Source organism: Dyella sp. C11, assembly GCF_003121485.1.
GTDB lineage: Bacteria > Pseudomonadota > Gammaproteobacteria > Xanthomonadales > Rhodanobacteraceae > Dyella.
This window is the reverse complement of sequence record NZ_QAVX01000003.1, coordinates 243,249-270,202: the sequence shown is the minus strand read 5'-3', so window position 1 is coordinate 270,202 and position 26,954 is coordinate 243,249. Positions and strand designations below refer to the sequence as shown.

The 26,954-nt window shown below is 63.4% G+C and carries 19 protein-coding genes; 13 read left to right on the top strand and 6 right to left on the bottom strand.

All coding sequences use genetic code 11. The annotated features are described in order from the left end of the window. The first annotated feature begins 22 nt into the window (after positions 1-22). The 3 genes from hpnK to DK366_RS05420 are packed head-to-tail and all read left to right on the top strand — an operon-like array spanning position 23 to position 2,788. Positions 23-853 carry a hopanoid biosynthesis-associated protein HpnK gene (gene hpnK / locus DK366_RS05430; protein WP_109124506.1) on the top strand — a complete coding sequence of 277 codons (831 nt, stop codon included), beginning with the start codon at positions 23-25 and terminating at the stop codon, positions 851-853. Continuing rightward, positions 850-1,884, top strand: coding sequence for a lysylphosphatidylglycerol synthase domain-containing protein (locus DK366_RS05425; RefSeq protein WP_109124505.1), 1,035 nt, complete (start codon positions 850-852; stop codon positions 1,882-1,884). The genes hpnK and DK366_RS05425 overlap by 4 nt, the downstream gene beginning before the upstream one ends. 13 nt (positions 1,885-1,897) lie before the next feature. Continuing rightward, positions 1,898-2,788: an aminomethyltransferase gene (locus tag DK366_RS05420; RefSeq protein WP_109124504.1), complete on the top strand. Its 891-nt coding sequence runs from the start codon at positions 1,898-1,900 to the stop codon at positions 2,786-2,788. Between the two features lie 7 nt (positions 2,789-2,795). On the opposite strand, the gene hpnA is transcribed toward DK366_RS05420, so the two are convergent. Beyond that, positions 2,796-3,779 carry a hopanoid-associated sugar epimerase gene (gene hpnA, locus DK366_RS05415; RefSeq protein ID WP_232820920.1) on the bottom strand — a complete coding sequence of 328 codons (984 nt, stop codon included), beginning with the start codon at positions 3,777-3,779 and terminating at the stop codon, positions 2,796-2,798. Positions 3,780-4,089: 310 nt separating this feature from the next. Here hpnA and DK366_RS05410 point away from each other — a divergent pair, with 310 nt between their 5' ends. The 6 genes from DK366_RS05410 (at position 4,090) to DK366_RS05385 (ending at position 12,747) form a co-directional block, all read left to right on the top strand. Next, positions 4,090-5,229, top strand: coding sequence for a phytoene/squalene synthase family protein (locus tag DK366_RS05410; RefSeq protein WP_232820919.1), 1,140 nt, complete (start codon positions 4,090-4,092; stop codon positions 5,227-5,229). Beyond that, a complete protein-coding gene (shc, locus tag DK366_RS05405) occupies positions 5,226-7,223 on the top strand; it encodes a squalene--hopene cyclase (protein ID WP_198651429.1) in 1,998 nt (665 codons plus the stop codon). Before DK366_RS05410 ends, shc begins: the two co-directional genes overlap by 4 nt. 80 nt (positions 7,224-7,303) lie before the next feature. Further along, positions 7,304-7,957, top strand: a complete 654-nt coding sequence (locus DK366_RS05400; protein ID WP_109124501.1) for a purine and other phosphorylase-like protein, family 1 — start codon at positions 7,304-7,306, stop codon at positions 7,955-7,957. 78 nt (positions 7,958-8,035) lie between these two features. After that, complete coding sequence (locus tag DK366_RS05395; RefSeq protein WP_109124500.1) at positions 8,036-10,648, top strand: MMPL family transporter; 2,613 nt, start codon at positions 8,036-8,038, stop codon at positions 10,646-10,648. A 25-nt stretch (positions 10,649-10,673) separates the two neighbouring features. Next, entirely contained in the window at positions 10,674-11,036 is a 363-nt protein-coding gene (locus DK366_RS05390; protein ID WP_109124499.1) for a copper resistance CopC family protein, read from the top strand. 55 nt (positions 11,037-11,091) lie between these two features. Beyond that, positions 11,092-12,747 carry a CopD family protein gene (locus DK366_RS05385; protein ID WP_109124498.1) on the top strand — a complete coding sequence of 552 codons (1,656 nt, stop codon included), beginning with the start codon at positions 11,092-11,094 and terminating at the stop codon, positions 12,745-12,747. A 17-nt stretch (positions 12,748-12,764) separates the two neighbouring features. On the opposite strand, the gene DK366_RS05380 is transcribed toward DK366_RS05385, so the two are convergent. The 5 genes from DK366_RS05380 to DK366_RS05360 form a co-directional block, all read right to left on the bottom strand. Then, complete coding sequence (locus DK366_RS05380) at positions 12,765-13,631, bottom strand: farnesyl diphosphate synthase (RefSeq protein WP_232820918.1); 867 nt, start codon at positions 13,629-13,631, stop codon at positions 12,765-12,767. 90 nt (positions 13,632-13,721) lie between these two features. Then, a complete protein-coding gene (gene ispC, locus DK366_RS05375; RefSeq protein ID WP_109124545.1) occupies positions 13,722-14,924 on the bottom strand; it encodes a 1-deoxy-D-xylulose-5-phosphate reductoisomerase in 1,203 nt (400 codons plus the stop codon). Between the two features lie 2 nt (positions 14,925-14,926). After that, positions 14,927-15,856 (bottom strand): 4-hydroxy-3-methylbut-2-enyl diphosphate reductase, encoded by a 930-nt coding sequence (ispH, locus tag DK366_RS05370; RefSeq protein WP_109124546.1) that lies wholly within the window; start codon positions 15,854-15,856, stop codon positions 14,927-14,929. Continuing rightward, the gene (gene dxs / locus DK366_RS05365) at positions 15,853-17,769 is read right to left on the bottom strand and encodes a 1-deoxy-D-xylulose-5-phosphate synthase (protein ID WP_109124496.1); all 1,917 of its coding nucleotides are present in this window, start codon (positions 17,767-17,769) and stop codon (positions 15,853-15,855) included. The genes ispH and dxs overlap by 4 nt, the downstream gene beginning before the upstream one ends. A 163-nt stretch (positions 17,770-17,932) precedes the next feature. Beyond that, positions 17,933-18,709, bottom strand: a complete 777-nt coding sequence (locus DK366_RS05360) for a ferredoxin--NADP reductase (RefSeq protein WP_109124495.1) — start codon at positions 18,707-18,709, stop codon at positions 17,933-17,935. A gap of 504 nt (positions 18,710-19,213) precedes the next feature. Here DK366_RS05360 and ahpC point away from each other — a divergent pair. From ahpC to DK366_RS05335, 4 genes are all read left to right on the top strand, one after another. Continuing rightward, on the top strand, positions 19,214-19,777 hold the full coding sequence (gene ahpC, locus DK366_RS05355) for an alkyl hydroperoxide reductase subunit C (RefSeq protein WP_109124494.1): 564 nt from the start codon (positions 19,214-19,216) through the stop codon (positions 19,775-19,777). Between the two features lie 159 nt (positions 19,778-19,936). Continuing rightward, complete coding sequence (gene ahpF, locus DK366_RS05350; RefSeq protein ID WP_109124493.1) at positions 19,937-21,526, top strand: alkyl hydroperoxide reductase subunit F; 1,590 nt, start codon at positions 19,937-19,939, stop codon at positions 21,524-21,526. Positions 21,527-22,470: 944 nt separating this feature from the next. After that, a complete protein-coding gene (locus tag DK366_RS05340; protein ID WP_232820930.1) occupies positions 22,471-25,443 on the top strand; it encodes a TonB-dependent receptor in 2,973 nt (990 codons plus the stop codon). Between the two features lie 109 nt (positions 25,444-25,552). Then, positions 25,553-26,869, top strand: coding sequence for a thioredoxin family protein (locus DK366_RS05335; protein WP_157956458.1), 1,317 nt, complete (start codon positions 25,553-25,555; stop codon positions 26,867-26,869). Positions 26,870-26,954 lie beyond the last annotated feature (85 nt).

Below are 26,954 nucleotides of genomic sequence, written 5' to 3'. Positions count from 1 at the left end.
CCGCATCGCCGTTGTGGGAACCATGACTGCTGCACGCTCGCCCACTCGGCCTCGATTGATCGTGACGGCCGACGATTTCGGCCTGCATCCAGCCGTGAACCTCGCCGTAGAGCGCGGATTTCGCGAAGGCGTGCTGCGCGCAGCCAGCTTGATGGTCACGGCGCCCGCAGTCGCCGACGCCGTGGCGCGCGCCAAGCGCATGCCGGGCCTCGCCGTGGGTCTGCATCTTGTGCTGGCCGACGGCCAGTCCGCCCTGGCGCCCTCCCGGGTGCCATCCCTGGTCGACGCGCGCGGGCGCTTCGGCGACGATATGGTGCGCAACGGGTTCCGTTTCTTCTTTCTGCCGCACGTGCGGGAGCAGCTGGCAGCGGAAATACGCGCGCAATTCGAGGCCTTCGCCGCGACGGGCCTGCCACTGGACCACGTCAACGCGCACAAGCATTTCCATCTTCACCCCACGGTACTTTCCTTGATGCTTTCCATTGGACGCGACTACGGCCTGCGCGCCGTGCGTTGGCCAGCCGAACCCGGCGCCGCCCCCTGGCTGAAACCCTGGCTTGCCCTGATGCGCCACCGGCTGCGCCGTGCGGGCGTGCGCTCCAACGACCATGTGTTTGGCATCCAGCACAGCGGCGCCATGGATGAACAAGCCTTGCTCGAGGTACTGGAACGACTGCCGGAAGGATTGAGCGAGCTGTACCTGCACCCTGCCACCCACGGCGACATCACGCCCGCGATGGTCGATTACCGGCATGCAGACGAACTGGCGGCGCTGCTTTCTCCGCGCGTGCGCCGAGCCGTGGCGGAGCACTGCCACCTTTGCCATGGCTTCAGCGATCCGGCGGCAGCATGAAGTATTTCGTTTACCTGGCCGGGCTGCTTGGCCTGGTCGCCGCCATTGTTCTGGTGACGCACCAGAACTGGTCGGCCATCGAGCACGCCTTCAACAACGCGGGCTGGGCCTTGCTGTGGCTGCTGCCTTTCCACGCCCTGCCCTTGTTGCTCGATGTTTTCGGCTGGCGCGCCCTGCTGGCACCCAGCGATCCCCAGCGCCGCGCCGGTGTGCCGTTTCTGTTCTGGGTAGCCACGGTGCGCGAGGCGTGCAATCGCCTGCTGCCGGTGGCCAATATCGGCGGAGAGATAGTCGGCATCCGGCTGGTGAAATGGCGAGGACTGGAAGGCGCACCGGTGGCCGCCAGCGTGATCATGGAAGTGCTGCTGACCCTGGTCAGCCAATACATTTTCGTGGCGTTGGGACTGTTGTTGCTGATCGGCATGGCGGGCCATATCGGCACGCTCAACTCCATCATCGGCGCGATTGCGGCCACCCTCCCATTGCCCATTGGCCTGCTCTGGCTGCTGCGGCATGGCCAGCTGTTTTCCCGGCTGGAAACCTTCGCGGAGAAGCTGCTGGGCGGCCCGTCGCGTTTCACGGAACTGCTGGACGGCGCGCGCCTCGACGACGAGGTGCGCAAGCTTTACGGCAAGCCTGCGCGCCTCAGCGTGGCGTGCGCCTGGCAGGTCGCCGGTTTTCTGGCTGGCAGCTTCGAAAGCTGGCTTGCCCTGAAATTGCTGGGCTATCCCATTTCGGTATGGGATGCGATTGCCATCGAGGCCACCACGCAAGCGGTGCGGCATATCATCTTCTTCGTACCGGCCGGACTGGGCGTGCAGGAAGGCGGCCTGGTGTTGTTCGGCAACATCATCGGCCTACCTGCCGACGCCGCCATCGCGCTCTCGCTCGTGAAACGCGCCCGCGAAGTAGGCTTTGGCGTGCCTGCATTGCTGTCCTGGCAATGGGCCGAGGCGCACCGGCTGCATCGCCGCTGGCTGTCGCGACGCAAGCCAACGCTTCCCGATACCCCCAACAGCAAGCTGTCCTGATGAGGTGAGCGCGATGTCCCATGACGCCGTAGCCGCTGCCGACCACACCATGCGCCATTGGGCTGGCCATGAGCCGGGGCGCATCAAGATCGGCTCCGACGCCCATAAACGGCTGTTCTGCCGGATGCTGCTGGACACGCACAACCCTTACAAACCCGCCGTCATCGACTGGCCCGCGTTGAGCGAGGATGCGTTGCATCGCATCACCTCGTTGCCGATCTGGGATATTGCCGTACAGACCGAAGGCAAGGCCAAGCTGCGCGTGGCCACGTACACCGCCACCGTCAGCGATCCGCTGCTGCACGACGCCCTGACCATGGATGGCGACGAGGAGGCACGCCACAAGGTCGTGCTCAGCAAGATGGTCGAGGCCTACGGTATTCCCCTGGCACCAGAGCCCGACTACGAAGTACCGAAAGATCCCGAATGGGGCTGGCTGGTGACCGGTTACAGCGAGTGCATCGACAGCTTCTTTGCTTTCGGCTTGTTTGAATCGGCCAAACGCACGGGCTATTTCCCCGCGGAACTGGTGGAAACGTTCGAGCCCGTGATGCAGGAAGAAGCGCGGCACATCCTGTTCTTCGCCAACTGGGTGGCGTGGTACCGCAAGCAATTGCCCTGGTGGAAGCGCCCCGCGTTCGAGCTCAAGGTGGCGCGCGTGTGGCTGTTCCTGATCTGGGAACGCATCGGCATTGCCAAGGGGCTGGACGACAACGGTGAAATGCAGGACGCCAACTTCACCATCACCGGTCACGAACAGATCGGTCTGGACCTGAAGCTCGGGGAGCTGATCGACATGTGCCTCGCCCAGGATGCCTTCCGCATGGGCGGTTACGACGAACGCCTGCTGCGCCCGACCTTTGTACCCCGCATGGCACGCCTCGCGCGAAAATTCGTGCGCTGAACCGCGCTCAGTGGTGCAGGCTGAACCAGGCCACGGCATCTTCCAGCGCAAGGCGTACCGGACCGGCGGCATACCCCAGTTCGCGCTCGGCCTTGGCGCTGCTGAAAAACATGCGCTTGCGCGACATGCGTATCTCTTCCACCGTGGCAATGGGCGGCCTTCCCGTCAGTCGCGCCCACGCCTCGGCGACATACGCCACCGGCATCACGGCGCCATGCGGCAAACGCCAGCGCGGCGGCTCGCGCCCGACGATGTCGGCGATCTCGAACAGCAGATCGCGCAGGGACATATTGGTGCCACCCAGGATGTAGCGCTCACCCACCACACCCTTGCGAAACGCCAACCAGTGGCCATCCGCCACGTCGTCCACGTGCACCACGTTCAGGCCGGTATCGACATACGCCGGCATGCGGCCGGACATCGCATCACGCACCACGCGGCCCGTCGGCGTGGGCTTGATGTCGCGCGGACCAATGGGCGTCGACGGATTCACGATCACCACCGGCAGGCCTTGCGCCGCGTATTCGTCCACCACGCGCTCGGCAAGGAACTTGGAGCGCTTGTAGTGACCGACCATGTCCGCCAGTGACACTGGCGTCCTCTCGTCACCCAGCGCGCCGTCCTTGGGAATGCCCAGGGTCGCCACGCTGCTGGTGTACACCACGCGCGGCACCGCCGCCCGTTGCGCTGCCTCCAGCAGCACACGCGTGCCTTCGACATTGGTCTGATACAGCTGCTTCGGCCGGGGCGCCCACAGTCGATAGTCGGCAGCGACATGGAACAGCGCATCACAACCGTCACATAGCCTGGCCAGTGACGATGCGTCCGTGAGATCGCCCTCGACGACGTCAACATCGAGCCCTTGCAGGTTGCGGCGATCCGAACCTGGACGCGCCAACACGCGCACGCGGTGGTCTTCGCGCAGCAGCCGGCGCACCACGGCCGACCCGACAAAACCCGTGGCGCCGGTGACCAGCGACCTCACAGGCACGACACCAACATCGCCAGCGTGAATCCTGGACACATAAGGCGGCCGATCCCTGAACCCGGGGTGGATTGAGAGTTCATTATGTACGAAGACATGCGCGCCATGTCGCACCCCGCATACACCCGAACACCGCGCGGACCGAGCTGGTGACACGGTCTTTGCACCACGCTTTCCCCAGCCTTTCCGCCGGCTCCCGCGTCTCGACGAATCGAAGACATTCGCTTTGGTCAGATGGCTGCGTCTCACAGGAACAGGGTGATACCATGCCTGCGTCGCTGGTTTCTCTGTATGTGAATACTAAGAAGGCCGAGGCATGCCCATGTTCGAAGCGAAACAAGCCGCTGCGATCGCCCCGAGCAACGCCAGCGCTTACCAGGACGCCATTCTTCCGAAGGTGTCACGAACGTTCGCCCTGACGATTCCGCAGCTGCCGCCGGCACTGCGCGACGTCATCGCCAATGCGTACCTGCTGTGTCGCATCGCCGACACCATCGAAGACGAACCCGCCTTCAGCCCGGAAGAAAAAGGCCGCTACGAGAACGCCTTCGTCGATGCCGTCACGGGACGCACCGATGCGCGCGCCTTCGCCGCGGACATCGCGCCGCGCCTTTCCAACGCCACTTCGGAAAGCGAGCGGGAACTGATGTTCCGCCTGCCGTTGGTGCTGGAAGTGACCGACACGTTCAACCCGACCCAGCACGACGCCATCGTGGAATGCCTGCGCGTGATGTCGCATGGCATGCACGATTTCCAGCGCGTGGTGGGCCTGCAGGGATTGGACACGCTGCACGACATGGATCGCTACTGCTATCACGTGGCGGGCGTGGTCGGGGAAATGATCACCAAGCTGCTGATCGATTTCGAACCGGAACTGGCGTCGCAGGAGCGCACATTGATGCGCCTGGCCACCTCGTTTGGCCAAGGCCTGCAGATGACCAACATCCTGAAGGATCAATGGGAGGACCGCAGCCACGGCGTGTGCTGGTTGCCTCACGACGTATTCGAGCGCTACGGCGTCGAACTTCGCGACCTTACCGCCGGCCAGCAGGATGCGCACTACGCCGATGCGATGATCGAGCTTATCGGTATCGCACACTCGCACCTGTGCCGCGCGGTGGAATACACGCTCATCGTGCCGGCGCGCCACGCGGGCTTTCGGCGATTCTGCCTGTGGAGCATTGGCCTTGCGGTGCTGACATTGCGCAACCTGCAGGACCGCCTGGATTTCTCCTCCGGCACGCAGGTCAAGGTGTCGCGCGCCGCCGTGGCGCAAACCATTGGACTCACGCGCCTTACCGACAAGTACGATCCGGCAGTGCGTTTCCTGTTCGGCGCCGCGGCACGCAAACTGCCGCTCACGCCACTAGGCCCCGAGTGGGACGTGCCACAGGCAAGCAACGCGGCATGGCCGTGGCGGCGCGCATCGGATTTCAAAAACGCCCGATCGCTATGACGGACACGCCCACTATCGCCGTCCCACCCACCTCAGCCACGCGCCCACCGCAGCACGACCCTGACCGCCTCGAGCAGGCCATCGACCGCGCACGACGTGCGCTGCTGGCGCGCCAGCACGCTGATGGCCACTGGTGTTTCGAGTTCGAAACCGATTGCACGATTTCGTCCGAATACATCCTGATGATGCACTTCCTCGACGAGATCGACGACGGGCTCCAGGAAAAACTGGCTCGCTACATTCGCGCCAAGCAGCGCCTTGATACGCACGGCGGATGGCCGCTGTACCACGATGGCGCACTCGACGTGTCCTGCTCGGTGAAGGCGTATTACGCGCTGAAGGCCGCCGGCGACTCGCCTGACGCACCGCACATGCGCTGCGCACGCGAAGCGATTCTTGCCAGGGGCGGCGCATCGAAGAGCAACGTGTTCACGCGCATCCTGCTGGCCATGTTCGCGCAGGTTCCCTGGCGCGCCGCGCCGTACGTGCCCGTGGAGATCATGCTGTTTCCACGCTGGATGCCCTTTCATCTCGACAAGGTGTCGTACTGGGCGCGCAGCACGATGGTGCCCCTGTTCATCCTGTGCTCGATGAAGGCGCGCGCCAAAAACCCGCGCGACGTCGGCATCACCGAACTGTTCGTGACGCCACCGTATGAAGAGCGCCACTACTTCACCACCAGCACCTTCGTCAGCAAGCTGTTTCTGGTGCTGGACAAGGTGGGGCGAGCGATCGATCCGCTGATTCCCTCATCTTTGCGCAGCAAGGCCATTCGCGAAGCCGAACAATGGTTCCTGCCGCGACTCAATGGCGAGGATGGCCTGGGCGCCATTTTTCCACCGATGGTCAATGCGCTCGAAGCCATGGACTTGCTCGGCTACGCGAAGGATCACCCTGCCCGCGCTACCTGCCTCAAGTCGCTGCAGAAACTGATCGTGCATCGCGACGATGGCACAGCCTTCTGCCAACCCTGCGTGTCGCCCGTGTGGGATACCGGCTGGGCGGCGATGGCGTTATTGCGTGCATCGCCCGATGACACCACGCAAGCCGCCGTCACCCGCGCCATGGAATGGCTGGCACCACTGCAGGAACTCGAACTGAAGGGCGACTGGGCGACACAGGCGCCCGATCTTGCCCCTGGCGGCTGGGCGTTCCAGTACGCCAACGCCTATTACCCGGACCTGGACGACACGGCCGTCGTGGCGGCCCTGCTGCATGTCGCCGTACGCGACACGCCCGACGCGGATGCCTATCGCGCACGCATCGAGCGCGCGGCGGACTGGTTGATCGGCATGCAATCGGACAACGGCGGCTTCGCTGCCTTCGATCGCAACAACACGCACTACCACATCAACGAAATTCCCTTCGCCGACCACGGCGCCATGCTCGACCCGCCCACCGAAGATGTTTCCGGCCGCGTCCTTGCATTGCTGGGCATACTGGAACGTCCGCAGGATCGCCCCGCCATCGATCGGTGCGTGGCCTACCTGCGTGATGCACGACTGCCGGACGGCTCGTACTGGGGGCGCTGGGGCACCAACTACATCTACGGCACGTGGTCCGTACTTGCCGGACTCGCCCTGGTCGGCGAGGACATGCAGCAACCCTGGATTCGCGCATCCGTGGACTGGCTGTTGTCGAAACAACACGACGACGGCGGCTGGGGCGAAACCAACGACACGTATTTCGACGCGTCGCTGCGCGGCACGAACGCAGGTGTCAGCACCGCCCACAGTACGGCATGGGCGGTTCTAGGCCTGCTTGCCGCCGGCGACGTGGCGTCAGAGGCCACACGGCGTGGCATCGCGTGGCTGCTCGATCACCAGCAACCCCAAGGCGAACCCGAAGCCGATCTCTGGTATCACCCAAGTTTCAACGCACCAGGCTTTCCACGCGTCTTCTTCCTGAAGTATCACGGCTACACGGCCTATTTTCCGCTATGGGCACTTACCCGCTATCGACAGCTGCTTGCGCGCTCGCGACCGGCGTCGTGACGCCTGGCCCCGTGGGCATCGTGACGGCGCTCGCATCCGAGGCGCGCGCGCTGACACGCCGGTCACTCCGGACTCGCGAGATGTCGCCACTGGAAGCGGGCAGCCAACTGTGGCTCAGCGGCATGGGACAGGACGCCGCACGACAGGGCGCGTTGTCACTGATTGCATCGGGCGCCGTGGCACTCGCGTCGTTCGGTGTCGCCGGTGGATTGGCACCGGGACTGCGTAGCGGCACGTTGTTCTGTCCGTCGTGCGTGCTTGACGAACGTGGCCACGATTACGCGCCCGACGGAGCGTGGCGGGCATCGCTCATGCATCGCATCCAGGCGGCAAAGCTCCCGTTCGTGACCGAAGGAAGCCTGCTCAGCCTGCCCCACCCGTTGCTCGATGTCGGCGCAAAAGCCGCCATGCGCGAGCGCCACCAGTCGCTCGCGGTGGATATGGAGAGCGCCGCCATCGCATCGGTTGCGATGGAACATGGCGTGCCCTTCATCGTGCTGCGCGCGATTGTCGACGAACGTGACGACGAAGTGCCCGCAGCACTGCAGGCCGGCGTGGATGCCTGGGGGCGACCACTCGCCGGCGCCATGCTGCTCGCCCTGCTTCGCCGCCCGTCGTTGCTGGCGCAACTTCCTGGCCTCGCCGTTCGCATGGGCAAGGCCACGCGGGCACTGCATGCGGCGGCAAGGGCAGCCGGTACCGAACTGGGACGCGACGTGGCCGTGCCCTGCTAATCTCTATCCATTGTTCTCGGATGTCAGGCCTGGCCTCGACGGACGGCCAGCGGCATCAAAGCCCGGAGGCCCGACAGCGTGTTCAGAGCGATCCACAAAGGTCTGGTCTGGCTGGTCGACCGCAGCGGTCGACATCACTTTATTGTCCTGATCATGGCGGCACTGCTCGCCGCACTGTGCCTGTGGGGCGCATCGCGACACCTGAGCATCGACACCGATGCCGACCATCTCTTCTCCGACAAGCTGGCATGGCGGCAACAGAGCCTGGCGTTCGCAAAGCAATTCCCGCAATTCAGCGACACGCTCACGGCCGTCGTGCGGGCGCCTACACCGGAAGAAGCACGCATCGCCGCGCAGGCGCTTAACGCCAAACTCGTTGCCGACAAGCAACACTTTCTTTCATCGTCCACACCCGGCATCAGCCCATTCTTCAATCGCGAAGGCCTGCTCCTGCTGCCGCAGGACGAACTGGAAAGCACGGTGGACAGCATGTTGCAGGCACAGCCGTTGCTGGGCCCGCTGGCGAAAGATCCTTCCGCGCGCGGCCTGTTCAACGGCATCGACCTGATGGTGGAAGGCGTGCGCCGCGGCATGGCCAAGGACCTGTCTTCGTACGACACCGCACTTGGCAATGTGGCCGGCACCATGGAAGGTGCGCTCGCCGGCAAGCATGCGCCGCTCTCGTGGCAGGCCTTGCTGACGCCGGATCTCGTCAACAGCAACGGTGGCCAGGAATTCATCCTCATTCACCCCGTGCTTGACCACACCGCACTGGAACCCGGGCAGGCAGCCACCCAGGCCATGTTGAAGCTGGCCAACGAACTGCCGGAAGTGCAATCCGGGCGCGTACATGTGAACTACACGGGCTCCGTACCGCTGGCCGATGAAGAGTTCGCGGCACTCACGGATCGCGCCGGCCCCATCGCCATCGGCAGCAGCCTGTTGCTGGTGTTCTGGCTGGTGCTTGCCTTGGGCACGTGGCGGTTGATCGTGCCGGTAATCATCACGCTGGTGGTTGGCCTGATTTACACCTTGGGATTCGCCGCGTTTGCGGTGGGTCGACTCAACCTTGTATCCGTGGCATTCGCGGTGCTGTTCGTTGGCCTTGCCGTGGATTTCGGCATCCAGTTCGGCGTACGCCTGCATGCACGTCAATACAGCGATCGTACTTTCGACGACTCGTTGCATGAAACCGCCAACCGCGTGGTGAGCCAGGTCGGCCTGGCGGCACTTGCCACGGCCTGCGGCTTCCTTGCCTTTGCGCCCACGGATTTCACCGGCGTGGCCGAGCTGGGCATCATTGCCGGCATGGGCATGTTGCTCGCACTGATCTGCACGCTCACCGTATTGCCGGCACTGCTTCGACTTCTTTCGAAAGGATCGCCCCACGCGGAAGTGGCCTTGCCCGGGGGCGTCGCGGCCGATGGCTGGCTGCAGCGCCACCGCAAGATGGTGCTCGGTATTTTCGGCGTACTGGGCGTCATCGGCATCTGGAGCGCCATCACCATTCCCTTTGACGCCAATCCACTGCATACCAAACGCTCCGACAGCGAGGCGATGCGCACGCTTACCTCGTTGATGGATGACCCGAACACCAACCCGTTCACCATGGACGTGCTGGTGAAAGACCTTCCTGCCGCCAAGGCCCTCAGCGAGCGACTGGGTAAATTGCCGGAAGTGGCGCAGGTAGTGTCCGGCGTCGACTTTGTTCCCACAGGCCAGGACGACAAGCTGGAGCAACTCCAGCAAGCATCCGACCTGATGTACGGCGTGCTGAATCCTGGCGAAAAGAGCCCGGCGCCCAGCTACGACGAGATGCGCAGCGCCGCCAAGGACACCAGCGAGGGTATCGCCAGCGTCGCCAATCAATTGCCGGCAAGCTCACCCCTGCTGCGTATTGGCAAGGCGCTGGCTGCGTTGTCGAAAGGCACGGACCAACAGATGGCGACGGCGAACCAGGCGCTGACACAGTTCCTGCCTTACACACTGAACCAGCTGGCCGATTCACTCTCCGCCACGCCGATCACCATGCAGAGCCTGCCGGAAGATCTGCGGCGCGACTGGTTTGCGCCTGATGGGCGCGTACGCGTGCAGGTGACGCCCACCACCAAGGCGCAAAGCACCATGGGCTTGCGCGATTTCGTGAGCGCCGTGCAACGCGTGGCACCGGACGCCGCAGGCTCGGCGGTGGATACCATCAAGGCTGCGGACACCATCCTCATCGCGTTCCGCGAAGCTGCCATTTACGCCACACTGGCCATCGGCATCGTGCTGCTGCTCGTGCTGCATCGACTGCGTGATGCAGGCCTGGTGCTCGCCACCTTGTTGATGTCGGCCTTGCTTACCGCGCTGCTGGCGCGACTGTTTGGCATATCCATCAATTTCGCCAACATCATTGCGCTGCCTTTGCTGCTGGGTGTGGGCGTGTCGTTCAACATCTACTTCGTGATGAACTGGCGACACGGCATGAACCTGTTCCTGGGTTCACCCACGGCGCGTGCCATCCTGTTCTCCGCACTCACCACCGGCACGGCGTTCGGCAGTCTCGCCATTGCCCGCCACCCGGGCACGGCCAGCATGGGCGCGGTATTGCTGCTCAGCCTGCTCGCCGTACTGCTTTCCACCTTCGCTTTCCTGCCCGCCATGCTTTACTCCATCGGACAGTGCAAGCAGCCCATCAGCCACACCTGACCCGCCTGTTTCAGGAGCCCATTGCATGCTGCCTTTTCGTCGTGCCGCGTTCGCCGCCCTGGCCCTTTTCGCCAGCATCAACGTTCAAGCCCACGCCATTCTCACCAGCAGCTCGCCCAAGGCGAACGGCGCCGTGCCGGCCGGGCATGTCGTGTTTACGCTCACGTACAACAGCAAGATCGATCAGGGGCGTTCACGACTGGTATTGATCGGACCGGACAAGAGCGAAACGCCGCTCGCCATTGCCGCGAACAACGACAAGCCGAACGAACTCGACAGCAGCGCCGAGGTGAAACCGGGTGCCTATGTCGTTCGATGGCAGGCGCTGGCGCTCGATGGCCACATCACGCGCGGCGACCTGCCATTCTCGGTGACGGCAACGCCCTGAGCGTCGTCAATCTCTTTCCTTTCATCCATCGCCACCGCTGACCAACGGGGGTTCCGTGGCCCTGCTTGTCGATATCTTCGGTTACCTGAGCGTCATCCTGCACGGCTTCGTCATCGTCGCGCAGTCGATGATGCTTGGCGGCTTGCTGTTCCTCGTGCTCCTGCTTCATCCCCTGTCGACCCAACTGCAGCACGGCGTTGACCTGGAACAACGTGTCGCACGACTCACGCGCTGGAGTGCCTGGGGCCTCGTGCTGGCCGAGCTGGTCACGACGGCGCTGCAGGTCTCGGTGCTCATGTCGACGGTGGATCTGCCGCTGGGCAATGTCATGCAGGCCTCGTTTGCCGAGGCGGGCAGCGTCAAGATGCTTTGCGCACTCGTCATCGCCATCACGCTTGGCCCGCGCACGATGGCCCAGCCTCTTGCACGTTCTGCGCTGCTGCTGGTGGGGCTGGTTGAACTCACGGCTGCCACGCTCACTACGCATGCCTATGCGCGACTGGACGACAACGCGCTGCTGATGGTGGTGGAAGGCCTGCATCAGTTTGGCGCGGCCATCTGGATTGGTGCGATCCCCTGTTTTGTCCTGGTGCTACGTCACCTGGAGGATGCCGACAGCCTGCGCCTCGTTGGCGCGCGCTTTTCCCGCATGTCGATGGCGGGTGTTGCCTGCATCCTGCTTTCAGGCATCACCATGTGGGCTTTCTACGTAGGAAGCATGCAGGGCTTCTACGGCACGGCCTACGGCGTGATGGTGGGCGCCAAGGTCGCCATGTTCATCGGCCTGCTGGGGCTGGGGCTTGGCAACTTCCTGGTCACCGAACGACTGCGCAAGGGGCGCGACGCCTCCGTCATCCGCATGCGCCGCTTTGCCGAGGTGGAGATCGGCATCGGCTTCACCATCTTCTTCGCCGCCGCCTCGCTGACGTCCGTACCGCCCGCCGTCGACCTGACGACCGATCGTGTGACGCTGCACGAGATTGCCGAACGCAACGCGCCTTCATGGCCCCGCCTGAGCTCACCCGACCACGACACGCTGGCCATTTCGCAGCTGCAGGCTCAACTCGACCGCGACGCGGCGCGCGAACACCAGGTGTCGTCATCCGCCACGACGCCCGGTTCCGGCGTGCTGCCGCCGCGCAACGCGGAAGACATTGCATGGTCGGAATACAACCACCACTGGGCCGGCATCTTCGTGCTGCTGATCGGTCTGCTTGCCCTGCTCAGCCGCTTCGGCGTGCGGTGGGCGCGACACTGGCCATTGCTCTTCCTCGGCATGGCCGGATTTCTGCTGATCCGTTCCGATCCCGAGGTATGGCCACTCGGCCAGGAGGGCTGGTGGGTGGCGTGGCGTGACGTCGAAGTGGCGCAGCATCGTTTCTTCGTGCTGCTGATCATCCTGTTCGGAACCTTCGAGTGGTCCGTACGCACGGGACGCCTCAAGAGCGAACGCGCCGCGCTGGTGTTCCCGTTACTGGTGGCGACGGGCGGCGCCATGCTGCTCACGCACAGCCATCAGATTTCCAACGTCAAGGACCAGATGCTGATCGAGCTGACCCACACGCCACTCGCCCTTGCCGGCGTCGCCGCCGGCTGGGCACGCTGGCTGGAACTGCGATTGCCGGGACGCGGCGGACGCATCGCCGGCTACGTATGGCCGGCGTGCTTCATGCTGATTGGCGTGATCCTGCTGTGGTACCGCGAAGCGTAAGCGTTGGCGAACGACAATCAGCGGATGCGATGCACCACCATGTCAGCCAAGTCATGCAGGTGGCCAGCGCGCGGGCCAAGCGGCGCCAAAGCGGCGCGTGCGCGCTTGCCGAGTTCTTCAGCCAGCGCGCGCGATGCGTCCAGGCCAAGCAGGGCAACATAGGTCGGCTTGTTGTCCTGCGCGTCCTTGCCAGGCGTCTTGCCCAGCGTGGCGGCATCCGAGGTGACATCGAGAATGTCGTCAACGACCTGGAATGCGAGACCGACGGCACGCTGGTAGTCGTCCAGCGCCGCGTGCAGTGACGCCGGCACCGGCGCAGGACCGCAATGGGCGCCCATGAAGATGGACGCACGCAACAGTGCGCCGGTCTTCAGGCGGTGCATCTGTTCGAGTTGATCGCGCGTCAGCACATGGCCCACGCTGGCCAGGTCAATCGCCTGACCGCCCACCATGCCCAATGAACTGCTTGCGCTGGCGAGCTCTTTCAGCAATGCCACCTTTTGCGAAGGTGAAGCTGGCAGTTCGCTGATCGCGGCGAAGGCCTGAGCCTGCAATCCATCGCCAACCAGTATCGCCATCGCCTCGCCGTAGCGCACATGCACGGTCGGCTGGCCGCGACGCAGCAGATCGTTGTCCATCGCGGGCAAATCATCGTGCACCAGCGAATAGGCGTGGATCATCTCGACCGCGCTGGCCGCACCATCGAGCACAGCCTCTTCCGCATCCACCAGCTCGCCTGCCGCGTGGCACAGCAACGCACGCAAGCGCTTGCCGCCACCCAGCGTGGCGTAGCGCATGCCGTCATGCAGGACGGTCGGCTCCATGTCTTTCGGCGGCAGGTAACGATCCAGCGCCTGCTCGGTGCGCTGAAGTATCCGCGGCATCCATGTTTCCAAGGGCTCGGTCATGGCGGGTCCGTCGGGGGAATCGGCCCTCACCTGAAACGCTTCACTCACGGAATCCTCTCCCTATCGTCAATGGACAGCGACGGCATGCGTATAGCCCCTGGTCTGCTGCGCCATGAACTGCCGCGCCGTGACGCGGGCGAGTTCGTCGGCGGCAAGAATGTCATCAAGCCCGGCGGTCGGCGCCAGCGGCGGCAGTCGGTCAAGCGCGTGACCGATCACTCGTGCGATGTCGGTGAAGCGAATGTGTTCGTGCAGAAAAGCGTCGACGGCGACTTCGTTTGCCGCATTCAGCGTTACGCTGGCAGCGCAGCCATTACGCAGCACATCCAGCCCGAGGCGCAGGCACGGGAATCGCTCCAGGTCGGGCTCGTGAAAACTCAGCTGGGACATCCGCGTGAGATCCAGCGGTGCAACGCCCGAATCGACTCGATCAGGATGCGCCATGGCATGGGCGATGGGCGTGCGCATGTCGGGGTTGCCGAGCTGCGCAAGCACGGATTGATCGGCGTAAGCCACCATCGAATGAATCACGCTTTGCGGGTGGATCAGCACCTCGATGCGCTCGGGCGGCATGTCGAACAACCACCGCGCCTCGATGACCTCAAGCCCCTTGTTCATCATGGTGGCCGAGTCCACCGAGATCTTTCGCCCCATCACCCAGTTGGGATGCTTGCATGCCTGGTCGGGCGTGACGTCGTCGAGAGTATCAAGCTCCCGATGAAGGAACGGACCACCGGAGGCGGTGAGAATCAACCGCTCCACGCCCGCACCGGTGCATGAGCTGGTGCCCAGGCATTGGAAAATGGCGTTGTGTTCGCTGTCCAGCGGCAACAGCGTCGCGCCGTGTTCCGCCACGGCACGCATGAACAAGGCGCCCGACATGACGAGCGCCTCCTTGTTGGCAAGCAGGATTTTCTTGCCCGCGCGCGCCGCAGCAAGCGACGACGACAACCCGGCAGCACCCACGATGGCCGCCACCACGGTGTCGCAACGCGATGCGCTCGCCACGGCATCCAGTGCCTGCGGCCCATAAGCCACTTCGGTAGAGAGGCGTGCGGCGCGCAGGCGCTGCTCCAGCTCGGCGGCACCTTCGGCGTGACCCACCACGGCAATGTCCGGAAGAAACGCCACGCACTGTTCGAACAGTCGGTCGATACTCTGATGTGCCGTCAATGCAAAGACGCGGAACCGATCAGGATGGCGCGCCACGACATCCAGTGTGCTGGTTCCAATGGAACCGGTGGAACCAAGGATGGCAAGGCGCTGCATGCTCATGACACGGCCTCCAACACCACGGGCAAGGGAAACACCGCGCGCTCGCGGCGTCCTTCCATGGTCACCAGCTCCACAGGAGCCAGCTGCCTCAAGGCGCGAATCACATCGTCGACGCAGGATTCCGGCGCGGAAGCACCTGCCGTCAGGCCGATGGTACGCGCATCGGCCACCCACGATGGCAGGAGCTCGTTGCCGTCGGCCAACAGATAGCTCGGCACCCCGCATTCCTCGCCAATTTCCTGCAGGCGGCGCGAATTGGAACTGGCCGGCGAACCAACCACCAACAACACGTCCACCTGCGCCACCAGCTCGCGCACGGCGTTCTGCCGGTTCTGCGTGGCGTAGCAGATATCGCCCACGCTGGGGCCTGCCAGGTTTGAAAACCGACGACGCAGCACATCGATGATGCGGCGCGTGTCATCCACGCTCAGCGTCGTCTGCGACACGTAGGCGAGCGGTGCATCGGCAGGCATGTCGAGCGACTCGGCATCATCCACGCCCTGAAGAAGCAGGACGGGACCCGGAATCTGGTCCAGCGTGCCCACCACTTCGGGATGTCCGGCGTGACCGATCAACAACACCGTGCGGCCCTCGGCGGCGTAGCGCTGTCCCTGATGGTGAACCTTGGACACCAGGGGGCACGTGGCGTCGAGTACCTGCAGCCGGCGCCGCTCCGCCACCGCCTCAACCGTGCGCCCCACACCATGCGCGCTGAAAATCGCGTGCGCGCCTTCGGGCACCTGCGACAAGTCGTCGACGAAGATCGCGCCCTTGTAGCGCAGCTCATCCACCACGTGGCGGTTGTGCACGATTTCGTGATGCACGTACACCGGCGCGCCAAAGCGTTGCAGCGCACGCTCGACAATCTCGATGGCGCGAACGACGCCGGCACAGAAACCACGTGGCTGGGCCAGGATCACTTTCATGAAGAACGAACCTCCCATGCCACGGCGTAATTGGATCGCGGTGCCAGCACGCGCTCCGTGAAGCGCTGAATGGACGCACGGATCCCCTCGGCGTCCAGTCCGTAGTGATTGAGCAGACCGGCGGGATCGCCGTGCTCCACGAATTCGTCCGGAAGCCCGAGGCGAAGTACCGGCACGCTTATGCCGGCATCGGCAAGGCATTCGAGACAGGCCGAGCCCACGCCGCCTTGAAGGCAGCCCTCTTCCACCGTGACGAGCGCGTCATGCGTCTGCGCCAGGTGACGAACAAGTGCTTCGTCCAGCGGCTTCACGAAACGCATGTTCGCCACCGCCGCATCCAGCGCTTCCGCCGCAGCCAGGCTGGGCGCAACCATGGACCCGAACGCAAGAATGGCCACGCGCTGGCCCGCAGGCGTGCCGGCATGTCGTCGCACTTCACCCTTGCCGATGGGAAGCACTGTCATCCCGGCTTCCGTCGCCACGCCCGGCCCTGTGCCTCGCGGATAGCGAACGGCGCATGGGCCCTCATGATTCACGGCGGTATGCAGCATCTGCCTGCATTCGTTTTCGTCCGATGCCGCCATCACCACCATGTTCGGCACACAGCGCAGGTAGGCAAGGTCGAACGCACCCATGTGCGTGGCGCCATCGGCACCCACGATGCCAGCGCGGTCGATGGCGAACGCCACCGGCAGGTTTTGCAGCGCGACGTCATGAATAAGCTGGTCGTAACCGCGCTGCAGGAAGGTGGAATAGATCGCCACTACCGGCCGCAACCCTTCGGTGGCAAGGCCCGCGGCAAAGGTCACCGCATGCTGCTCGGCAATGGCGACGTCGAAATAGCGATCCGGAAAACGTTTCTCGAATTCCACCAACCCCGATCCCTCGCGCATGGCCGGCGTAATGCCGACGATGCGTGGATCTTGCGCGGCTTCGTCGCACAACCATTCGGAGAAGACCTGCGTATAGCTTTTGCGTGACGCCTTGGCAGCGGATACCAGGCCGACTTTCGGATCGAACTTGCCCGGACCGTGATACTGGATCGGGTCAGCTTCCGCCAGCTTGTAACCGTGCCCCTTTTGCGTGATCACGTGGAGGAATTGTGGCCCGCGCAACTGCTTGAGGTTCTGCAATGCAGGAATGAGCACGTCCAGATCGTGCCCGTCGATGGGGCCGGTGTAGTTGAAGCCGAATTCCTCGAACAGCGGCGACGGCACCACCATGCCTTTCATCTGCGATTCCAGCCGCGACGCCAGGTGATTGATCGGCGGAATCGGCCGCAGCGCGTAATGCACGCCTTGCCTTGCCTGTTGATAGAAGCGGCCGGAAATGAGCCGCCCGAAGCAATAGCGCAACGCGCCAACGGGCGGCGAGATCGACATGTCATTGTCGTTGAGCACCACCAGCAGCGGCATGTCCTCCGCTACGCCGGCATTGTTCATGGCCTCGAACGCCATGCCCGCACTCAGCGCGCCGTCACCGATCACGGCAATGCTGTGCCGCGGCTCACATTGAATGCGTGCGGCGTGCGCCATGCCCAGCGCGGCCGAGATGGAAGTGCTGGAGTGCGCCGTACCGAACGTGTCGTATTCCGATTCCGTACGACGAGGGAACCCTGAAATGCCACCAGCCTGGCGTATGCCGTCCATCATGTCGCGCCGGCCGGTAAGGATCTTGTGCGGATAGGACTGGTGCCCCACGTCCCACACCAGCCGATCACCCGGTGTATCGAACACGTAATGCAGCGCAATGGTCAGTTCCACACTGCCCAGGTTCGATGAGAGATGCCCGCCCGTGCGCGACACGCTCTCCAGAATGAAGGCGCGCAATTCACCCGCCAAACGATGAAGCGCCGGCATGTCGAGCTGACGCAGCTGCGCCGGTGAATCGATGGTTCGTAGCAATTCGTACACGACGGACTCTCCTCGGGGCTGCCGGAGTCTCTATCTGGACGTTTGACTAAGCACTTGTGCCTACCCTGGCTACTTCCAGCCTTAGCACCGCGTTACAACGCACTTTTTCGACGAGCATGGTTTGCGCCGCTACCCGATCATCATGCCTCCGGGCCGCCTGCGTTCACCTTTCGACGAACGCACGCTCGATCACGTAATCACCCGGCTCGCGCGTGCGCGGCGAAATCCTGAAGCCGCGACCATCCAGCAAGGCGCTCGTGTCATCCAGCATCGCCGGACTACCGCACAACATCACCCGGTCGGTTTCGGGGTTCAGTGGCGGCAAGCCCGCGAAGTCACTCATGCGTTCGTCCACGATGGCATCCGTAAGACGCCCGCGGTGGCGAAAGGGTTCCCGCGTCACGCTGGGGTAATAGACCAGCTTCTCGCGCACCAGATCGCCCAAATAGTCGTGGCTCGGCAGTTCACGCTCCAGGTATTCGGCAAACACCAGGTCGCTGACACGCCGGACGCCGTGAGCCAGCACCACCTTGTCGAAACGCTCGTACGTTTCCGGGTCGCGCACGATGCTCAGGAACGGCGCAAGCCCCGTGCCGGTGCCCAGCAGATAAAGATGCTTGCCGGGGCGCAAAGCGTTCAACACCAGCGTACCGGTGGGTTTGCGGCTGACGATGAGGGGGTCGCCAGGCTTAAGGTGCTGCAGGCGGGACGTGAGTGGGCCGTCGGCCACCTTGATGCTCACGAATTCCAGGTGCTCTTCGTGGTTAGCACTGGCAATGGAATAGGCCCGCATCAGCGGCTTGCCTTCCACTTCCAGGCCAAGCATCACGAAGTGGCCGCTGTCGAATCGAAAACCCGGATCCCGCGTGGTTCGAAAACTGAAAAGGCTGTCGTTCCAGTGATGAACGTCGATCACGTACTCCGTCGCCAATGCCACCATCGCAGCCACCGTTGCCAAGTGAAGAGATGTTGCACGCGGCCAGGCATGTACAGCGTGGGGAGCCTGGCGCAGGTCGTATGACTCGACCGTTATGTCCTAGGTACAAGTTTCGGCAGGTTGAAGTCAATCCTGCACGATGGCGATTTTCGTCTCTTGCACAATCTGCGCAAAAGTTGTTGTGCAAGAGCGTCTTGCATCACGCAGAACTCACGTGACGCCTGCTAGCGGACAACGGGTTTTTCCTGCGTCACCCGGGCGACACGGCGATGCGCTTTCATCGCTCGCACGCCAGCGCGAACGCCGTGGCACATCGTCGCGCTTGTCTTGCAAAAAAACCCACGACACCACGAAGGTGATGTGGCAGGCTCCACGCCCCTTGCCCGGTACCGCAGGGCTCGATCATAGCTACGCTCAATGGCCATGATGCCAACAATCAATTAGAACTATGGTTAGCCAGACCGTATTCTTGAGTCCTCACCAACCACAACAACGGAAAAAACAACGATGTCGTTGATCAATACCGAAATCAAGCCGTTCAAGGCCAACGCTTTCAAGGATGGCCAGTTCATCGAAGTGACCGACGCCTCGTTGAAGGGCAAGTGGTCCGTGGTGGTGTTCTACCCCGCCGACTTCACCTTCGTCTGCCCGACCGAGCTGGAAGACCTGGCCGACCATCAGGCCGAGTTCTCGAAGCTGGGCGTTGAGATCTACGGCGTGTCCACCGATACGCATTTCGCGCACAAGGCATGGCACGACACGTCGGATGCGATCGGCAAGGTGAAGTACACCCTGATCGGCGACCCGACCGGCGCCATCACGCGCAACTTCGACGTGATGATCGAAGAAGAGGGCCTGGCCCTGCGCGGTACCTTCCTGATCAACCCGGAAGGCCAGATCAAGCTGTGCGAAATCCACGACAACGGCATCGGCCGTTCGGCTTCCGAGCTGCTGCGCAAGGTCAAGGCCGCGCAGTACGTTGCCGCTCATCCGGGTGAAGTGTGCCCGGCCAAGTGGCAGGAAGGCGACAAGACGCTGAAGCCGTCGCTCAGCCTTGTCGGCAAGATCTAAGCAACTCGCTCTACCGTCTTGCGGCCCGCTGCATCGGGCCGCCTGGGACCCGGCGATTCACGCCGGGTCCGATTTCCCCACGAATTCCAAGGCACGCAACGCCCGGCGCAAGCCGCAGGTGCTGACGGCGCTCATCCCGAACAACCGACGGAGTCACCCATGCTGGATGCCGATCTGAAGTCCCAATTGCAGGCTTACCTCGAAAAGGTCGTTCACCCGATCGAGCTGGTGGCCTCCCTCGATGGCGGCGAGAGCTCGCAGGAGCTGAAGGCCCTGCTGGAAGACATCGCGCCGCTGTCGGACAAGATTTCGCTGCGACTGGACGGCACCAACGCACGCAAGCCGTCGTTCGCCATCAACCGCCTTGGCACCGATGTCAGCGTGACGTTCGCCGGCATTCCCATGGGCCACGAGTTCACCTCGCTGGTGCTGGCGTTGCTGCAGGTGGGCGGCCATCCGTCCAAGGCCACGCAGGAAGTGATCGAGCAGGTGCGCAATCTCGACGGCGAATACCGCTTCGAGACCTTCATGTCGCTCACCTGCCACAGCTGCCCGGACACCGTGCAGGCGCTCAACCTGATGAGCGTGCTCAACCCCAACATCAAGCATGTCGCCATCGACGGCTCGCTATTCCAGGATGAAGTGAACGAACGCCAGGTGATGGCGGTGCCCACCGTCTACCTCAATGGCGAGTTCTTCGACACCGGCCGCATGTCGATCGAGCAGATCGCGGCGCGCCTGGATACCAACGCCCATGAGCGCGAAGCGGAACGCCTGAAGACCAAGGCACCGTTCGACGTGCTGGTGGTCGGCGGCGGCCCGGCGGGTGCAGCGGCGGCCATCTATGCAGCCCGCAAGGGCATCCGCACCGGCGTGGCGGCCGAGCGCTTCGGTGGTCAGGTGCTGGACACCATGGCCATCGAGAACTTCATCTCCGTGCCTTACACCGAAGGCCCGAAACTGGCCGCGGCGCTGGAGCAGCACGTGCACGAGTACGACGTGGACGTGATGAACCTGCAGCGCGCCGAAAAGCTGATGCCGGCCACGACCGAAGGCGGTCTGCACGAAATCGTGCTTGCCAACGGCGCATCGCTGAAGGCGAAGACGGTGATCCTTACCACCGGCGCCCGCTGGCGCAACATGAACGTGCCGGGCGAGCAGGAATACCGCAACAAGGGCGTCACCTACTGCCCGCACTGCGATGGCCCGCTGTTCAAGGGCAAGCGCGTGGCGGTGATCGGCGGCGGCAACTCGGGCGTGGAAGCAGCCATCGACCTGGCCGGCATCGTGGGTCACGTCACGCTGCTGGAATTCGACAGCAAGCTGCGTGCGGACGAAGTACTCCAGCGCAAGCTGCGCAGCCTGCCGAACGTCAACATCATCGTCAGCGCGCAGACCACCGAAGTGGCCGGCGATGGCCAGAAGGTGACCGGCCTCAACTACACCGACCGCGTCGGCGGCCAGACTCACAGCGTGGCGCTGGAAGGCGTGTTCGTGCAGATCGGCCTACTGCCCAACACCGACTGGCTGAAGGGCACGGTGCAATTGTCGCCACGCCACGAGATCGAAGTGGATGCGCGCGGCGAGACCTCCATCCCCGGCGTGTTTGCCGCGGGTGATGTCACCACCGTGCCGTACAAGCAGATCGTCATCGCGATGGGCGAAGGCTCCAAGGCTTCGCTGAGCGCCTTCGATTACCTGATCCGCCTGCCGGTGGATGAGGTGGCAGAGGAAGCTGTCGTCGCCTGACGCACGTTGTTCCAGCGCGCCGCCCTGTGTTGCCGACCCCTCGCGGCGCACAGGGCGGGGCATTTTTGTGGGCTGGATAGATTGCCGAACATCTACAAGGTGCCTAAAGCGGCGCCTATTTTCCTCGTCATCCCTGCGAAAGCAGGGATCCAGTGACTTTCCACTCAGTGAAAAGGCGCTGGATTCCCGCCTTCGCGGGAATGACGGTGAGGAAAGTTCAAGTCGTGATGGACTTCGGGCGAATTCGCGTATGCCCCGCAACCCTGCCGCGATGCGGCTTACGACTACGCTTAGCGCCTTCGATTACCTGGCCCGCCCGTCGGGAAACGGAAGTCTTCATCGCCTGATACACCGTCTGTTCTAGCGCCCGCCCTGTGCGCCCCCTCTCGGCGCACAGGGCGGGGCTTTTTTGTGGACGGGAAATGGACAGCCACATATCTTCCGCGCATTTTAAAAGGCGTCGTTTTTTTTCGTCACTCCCGCGAAGGCGGGAGGCGCCTTTCAACAGCCACATGCTGGTCATCCAGTGACTTCACCCGCAACGAAAAGGCACTGGATTCCCGCCTTCGCGGGAATGACCGTGAGGAAAGTTCAAGTCTTGATGAACTTCGAACGAACTCGGAGACGCCCCGCAGCCCTGTCACAGCGCGGCTTATAACCCTGCGTTGTTCCGACATGAGAAATGCTCATCTGTCGAAGTATTTCAATCGTTCAAATCTCGGGTTTTCATAGCCCCTACCCATCGACACCCACGCTGGCATGCGTTGGTGTCGCGGTGGCGCCGAGCGTCCCCACGCCCGGATAGGGGCCACTTTCCGAACACCGACGTCGACACGGGAGCTCCCCCTCCCGCTCAGCGCATGGATGCGCGCGACGGCGGCACCCGATTCCCGAACCTTCGAGAGCCGACTTTGACCAAGCACGTTCCTGTTTCGCCGCGTCCGTTGGCGGCCGCCCTGATCACCTTGCTGGCACTGGGCAGCACGCCCGTCCTTGCGCAATCCACCACCGGCAGCATCTTCGGCCAGGTGCCCGCCAATAGTGGCGAGGCCGTGCAGATCAAGAGCAGCACGGGCATTTCCCGCACGGTGACCGTCGACAGCCGTGGCCGCTACAGCGCCACCGAGCTGCCGCTGGGCACCTATACCGTGACGCTGTTGCGCGATGGCAGCGTGGTGGACACGCGCAACGACATCTCGCTGCGCGTGGGCTCCGGCACCGAAGTGTCGTTCGAAGCGGCGGCTGCCAAGGACCTGGGCGCCGTGAGCGTATCGGCCAGTACCGCACCACCGATCGATGTCACCGCGACCGATTCGCGCACCGTCATCACCGCCGACGAACTGCAGCGCCTGCCGCTGGGGCGTTCGGCGGAAGCCATCGCGCTGCTCGCACCCGGCGTCACGTCCAACAGCGGCGGCTACACCGGCCCCACGGGGCAGTCGCTGGTGAGTTTCGGCGGCTCGGCGGCAAGCGAGAATGCGTATTACATCAACGGATTCAACACCACCGATCCGCAGCGCGGCATGGGCGGCCTTACCCTGCCCTACGGCGCCATCGAGCAGCAGGAAATCTACACGGGCGGCTACAGCGCGCAGTACGGCCGCTCCGATGGCGGCGTGATCAACATGGTCGGCAAGCGCGGCACCAACGAGTGGCAATTCGGTGGGCAAGTGGTGTGGGAACCGGCATTCGCGCGCTCGGATGCCACCAACACGTACTACACCAATGGCCTGCCCGCCTCGCCCGTGGCCGGCGGCCTGTACGACCCCAACAGCAGGAATCGCCAGTGGACCACCACGTATGACGCCTACCTTGGCGGCCCGCTGATCAAGGACAAGCTGTTCCTGTTCCTGGCCGCGGAAGCCTCCACGCAGGAAGGTGACACGGTGAACAACGTCACCAGCGCCAAGCCGTATGTCGACTACAAGTACAGCTCGCCCAAGTGGTACGCGAAGCTGGACTGGAACATCACCGACAGCAATATCCTTGAAGTCACCGGCGCATCGAGCAAGCAGCAGACGTCGGGCAGCATCTACGACTACGACTACACCACGCTGTCGCGCGGCAACTACATCAACCTCGCCGACAACACCAAGACCGGCGGCGATCTCTACACGGCCAAGTTCACCAGCTACATCACCGACAGCCTCACGTTCTCCGCCATGTACGGCAAGATGAAGCTGCTCAACTACGACGTGCCGGGCAACTACGACAGCAGCCTCACCTACCTGACGGATGTGGCGTACCAGAACCCGCAGCTCAATGGCGGCAACCCCATCGGCAACAGCCAGGTGACGCAGTCGCTGTACAACGCCAATCGCCACAACACCACCAACAACCTGCGCATCGACCTGAGCTACCAGCTCGGCTCGCACACGATTTCCGCGGGCATCGACAACCAGAATTCCCGCGCCATCGACCAGGGCAGCCAGACTTCCGGCCCGGGTTACTACTGGGGCTACGCGTACACCACCACGCCGAACGTGGCTTTGATTCCGAATCTCGGCGTGGGCGCACCGGCCAACTATCCGAACGGCGGCTCGGGCTATTACGCCATCCAGTACGTCAACAGTTCCATCGCCAGCGTGAGGTCGGCGCAGCGTGCGCAGTACATCGAAGACAAGTGGCAGGTGACCGATCGCTGGCTGCTTTCGCTGGGCCTGCGCAATGACCAGTTCACCAACTACAACGCCAACGGCGATGCCTACATCAGCCAGCGCAGCGCGCAATGGGCGCCGCGACTGGGCTTCAGCTGGGACGTGAACGGCGATTCGAGCTTCAAGGTGTACGGCAACGCCGGACGCTACTACCTGGGCCTGCCACTCAACCCGGCATTGAACGCTGCCGGCGCGTACGTGGCCACGCAGCAGTACTTCACCTATAGCGGCATCGCAGCCGACGGCACGCCGATCGGGCTGGTGCCGTTCTCCAACCCGGTGTCGTCCAACAACACCTACGGCGTACTGCCCGACCCGAAGACGGTAGCGGCGCAGAACATCAAGCCGGAATACCAGGATGAATTCATCCTGGGCTTCAGCAAGACACTGGGTACCAACTGGGTCTACGGCGCCAAGCTGACGCAGCGCATCCTGCGTAACGGCATCGACGATTATTGCGACGTGCCCACCATCGAGAACAAGGCCGCGCAGCTGGGCTACACCGTCAGTGCCACCAACAGCTGCTACCTGATCAACCCGGGCCGTGCGAACACCTTCACGGTGATCGACGACACCGGCGCGTATCGCAGCGTGTCACTCTCCAACGACGAGATGGGCTTCCCGCCGCTCAAGCGCAAGTACTACGCGCTGGAGACTTTCCTGGAGCATCCGTTCGATGGCCACTGGTACGGCAAGATCGACTACGTGTTCTCGCGCAGCTACGGCGACACGGAAGGCCAGTTGCGTTCGGACATCCAGCAGCCGGCGGCATCCACCAGCATCGACTGGGATTTCCCCTCGCTGATGGTCAACAGCAACGGCGCGCAGAGCAACGACCACACGCACCAGATCAAGCTGTTCGGCTACTACCAGTTCACGCCGGAATGGCTGGTGTCGGGCAACCTGTCGGTGGTTTCGGGCAATCCGCGCAACTGCCTGGGTTATTTCGGCCCCGACCAGACCGACCCGAACGGCTACGGCAGCTACTACCACTGGTGCGGCGGCCAGCCGTCGCCCCCGGGCACGCATCGCCTGCCATGGAACAAGCAGCTGGATCTTGGAGCCACGTATCGACCGGCGTTCGCGGAGCACAAGCTGGGCTTCTCGCTGAACGTGTTCAACGTGTTCAACTCGCAGGCCATCCTGAATGCGTATCCGTACTACCAGATATCGCCAGGCACGCCGGACCCGCTGTACGGCTCGTCCGTGGTTCGCCAACAGCCGCGTTATGTGCGACTGACCGCCACGTACGACTACTGACGCAACGTCATCGATAAAGGCATCCCCTCGTGCCTGCGTCGGGAGGGATGGCCAGCCAGGCCATCCCTCCACCTTGTTCCAACGATTCGACAAACAGGGCACCGCCACCATGCAGATCCGATCCCTCCGCGCTCCGCTGTTCGCCGCCGTGCTGTTCGCCACCGTGGGTGTGCATGCCGCGGAAACGAAGGCACCGCTCACCATCGACGAAGCCCTCAAGGCTTCTGCCGAACAGCATCGACCCGTGCTGATCGATTTCCAGGCCGTGTGGTGCTACTCGTGCTACTACATGGCCAGTCACGTACTGACCGGACCCGAATGGAATGCAGTGGAGCGCAAGGCCATCGTGGTGGAGGCCGATGCCGATTCGCCGGATGGCCAGACGTGGATGAAGAAGCTCAACGCTTCCTTCCTGCCCAGCTATGTCGTGCTGGACGAACACGGCAATGAGCTGGGACGCATCGCGGCCGAACAGCCGCGTGAAAAGTTCTATCCGAAGATCAACGCCATCCTGGCGACCGGCAACACACTCGACAGCCTCAAGCAGAAGGCGGCGAAGGGATCGAGTGACGACATCGCCAACGTGCTGGAGGCTTATCAGGCGCGCTCCGAAGCAGACGATGGCCTTGGCTGGTTCGCCAGCTTGCCCGCCAACCAGCAGCAGGCAGCACGCAAGAACAACCGCGCTGCCGTGGCGCTCGATCAGCTGGCACTGATCAAGTCCGTTGCCGCCAGGGACAATACCGCCATCATCACGAGCGCACAGAAAGTGCTGGCACAGGACATCGGCTGCCAACGCCCCTACGTGCTGGACAACCTTCTGGAGGCCAGCACCAAGCTGCCGCCAGCGGAACGCAAGACACTGCTCGCGGCGCAACGCACGCCACTGGACCACTACGTGTCCACCCAAGTGCTCGTTGCCAAGCCTGCTTGCGCAGACCAGCGCAGCGCCGTGCTCGCCAGCGCGGATCTCGATGATGCCCTCGGCGACGCGCAGGCCGCCAAGGCCATCCTTGATCGCGCCATCACGCAAACGCAGCAGCGCCTGGGCGGCAAGCTCACCAGCGACCGCAACCTTGCCGACAACCTGCGCATCTACCTGCAGCGCGCCGGACGCACCGCCGAACTGGACGACTACCAGCGCAAGCTGATCGCGGCCTATCCGGAGGACTACGTCTACGCCTATCGCTATGGCCGCAGCCTGGTGGAAACCGGCAAGCCAGCGGACGCCCTGCCTTACCTCGCCACCGCTGCCGACAAAGCTTATGGAGCCAACCGCCTTACCGTGGCCCTGTGGCGCGTGCGAGCGCTCAAGGCACTGCATCGCGATGACGACGCAAAGAAGCTGGCGGGCGATGTACTGGAAACCAACGGCCCGTGGTTTCCCAAGCAGGCCGATGCGTTGAAGGCTGAACTCAAGGCTTGATGACTCATCATTCCGGCGACGGCTGGCGAAGCTAAAAAAATAGGGACTCGTCTTTCCTCGTCTTTCAGTGTCTTCGCACGCCACG

Bases quoted from the DNA above. Each gene is read 5' to 3' on its own strand.
- hpnK (WP_109124506.1), top strand. From the start codon at position 23: ATGACTGCTGCACGCTCGCCCACTCGGCCTCGATTGATCGTGACGGCC.
- DK366_RS05425 (WP_109124505.1), top strand. From the start codon at position 850: ATGAAGTATTTCGTTTACCTGGCCGGGCTGCTTGGCCTGGTCGCCGCC.
- DK366_RS05420 (WP_109124504.1), top strand. From the start codon at position 1,898: ATGTCCCATGACGCCGTAGCCGCTGCCGACCACACCATGCGCCATTGG.
- DK366_RS05410 (WP_232820919.1), top strand. From the start codon at position 4,090: ATGCCCATGTTCGAAGCGAAACAAGCCGCTGCGATCGCCCCGAGCAAC.
- shc (WP_198651429.1), top strand. From the start codon at position 5,226: ATGACGGACACGCCCACTATCGCCGTCCCACCCACCTCAGCCACGCGC.
- DK366_RS05400 (WP_109124501.1), top strand. From the start codon at position 7,304: ATGTCGCCACTGGAAGCGGGCAGCCAACTGTGGCTCAGCGGCATGGGA.
- DK366_RS05390 (WP_109124499.1), top strand. From the start codon at position 10,674: ATGCTGCCTTTTCGTCGTGCCGCGTTCGCCGCCCTGGCCCTTTTCGCC.
- DK366_RS05380 (WP_232820918.1), bottom strand. From the start codon at position 13,631: ATGCCGCGGATACTTCAGCGCACCGAGCAGGCGCTGGATCGTTACCTG.
- ispC (WP_109124545.1), bottom strand. From the start codon at position 14,924: ATGCAGCGCCTTGCCATCCTTGGTTCCACCGGTTCCATTGGAACCAGC.
- ispH (WP_109124546.1), bottom strand. From the start codon at position 15,856: ATGAAAGTGATCCTGGCCCAGCCACGTGGTTTCTGTGCCGGCGTCGTT.
- DK366_RS05360 (WP_109124495.1), bottom strand. From the start codon at position 18,709: ATGGTGGCATTGGCGACGGAGTACGTGATCGACGTTCATCACTGGAAC.
- ahpC (WP_109124494.1), top strand. From the start codon at position 19,214: ATGTCGTTGATCAATACCGAAATCAAGCCGTTCAAGGCCAACGCTTTC.
- ahpF (WP_109124493.1), top strand. From the start codon at position 19,937: ATGCTGGATGCCGATCTGAAGTCCCAATTGCAGGCTTACCTCGAAAAG.
- DK366_RS05335 (WP_157956458.1), top strand. From the start codon at position 25,553: ATGCAGATCCGATCCCTCCGCGCTCCGCTGTTCGCCGCCGTGCTGTTC.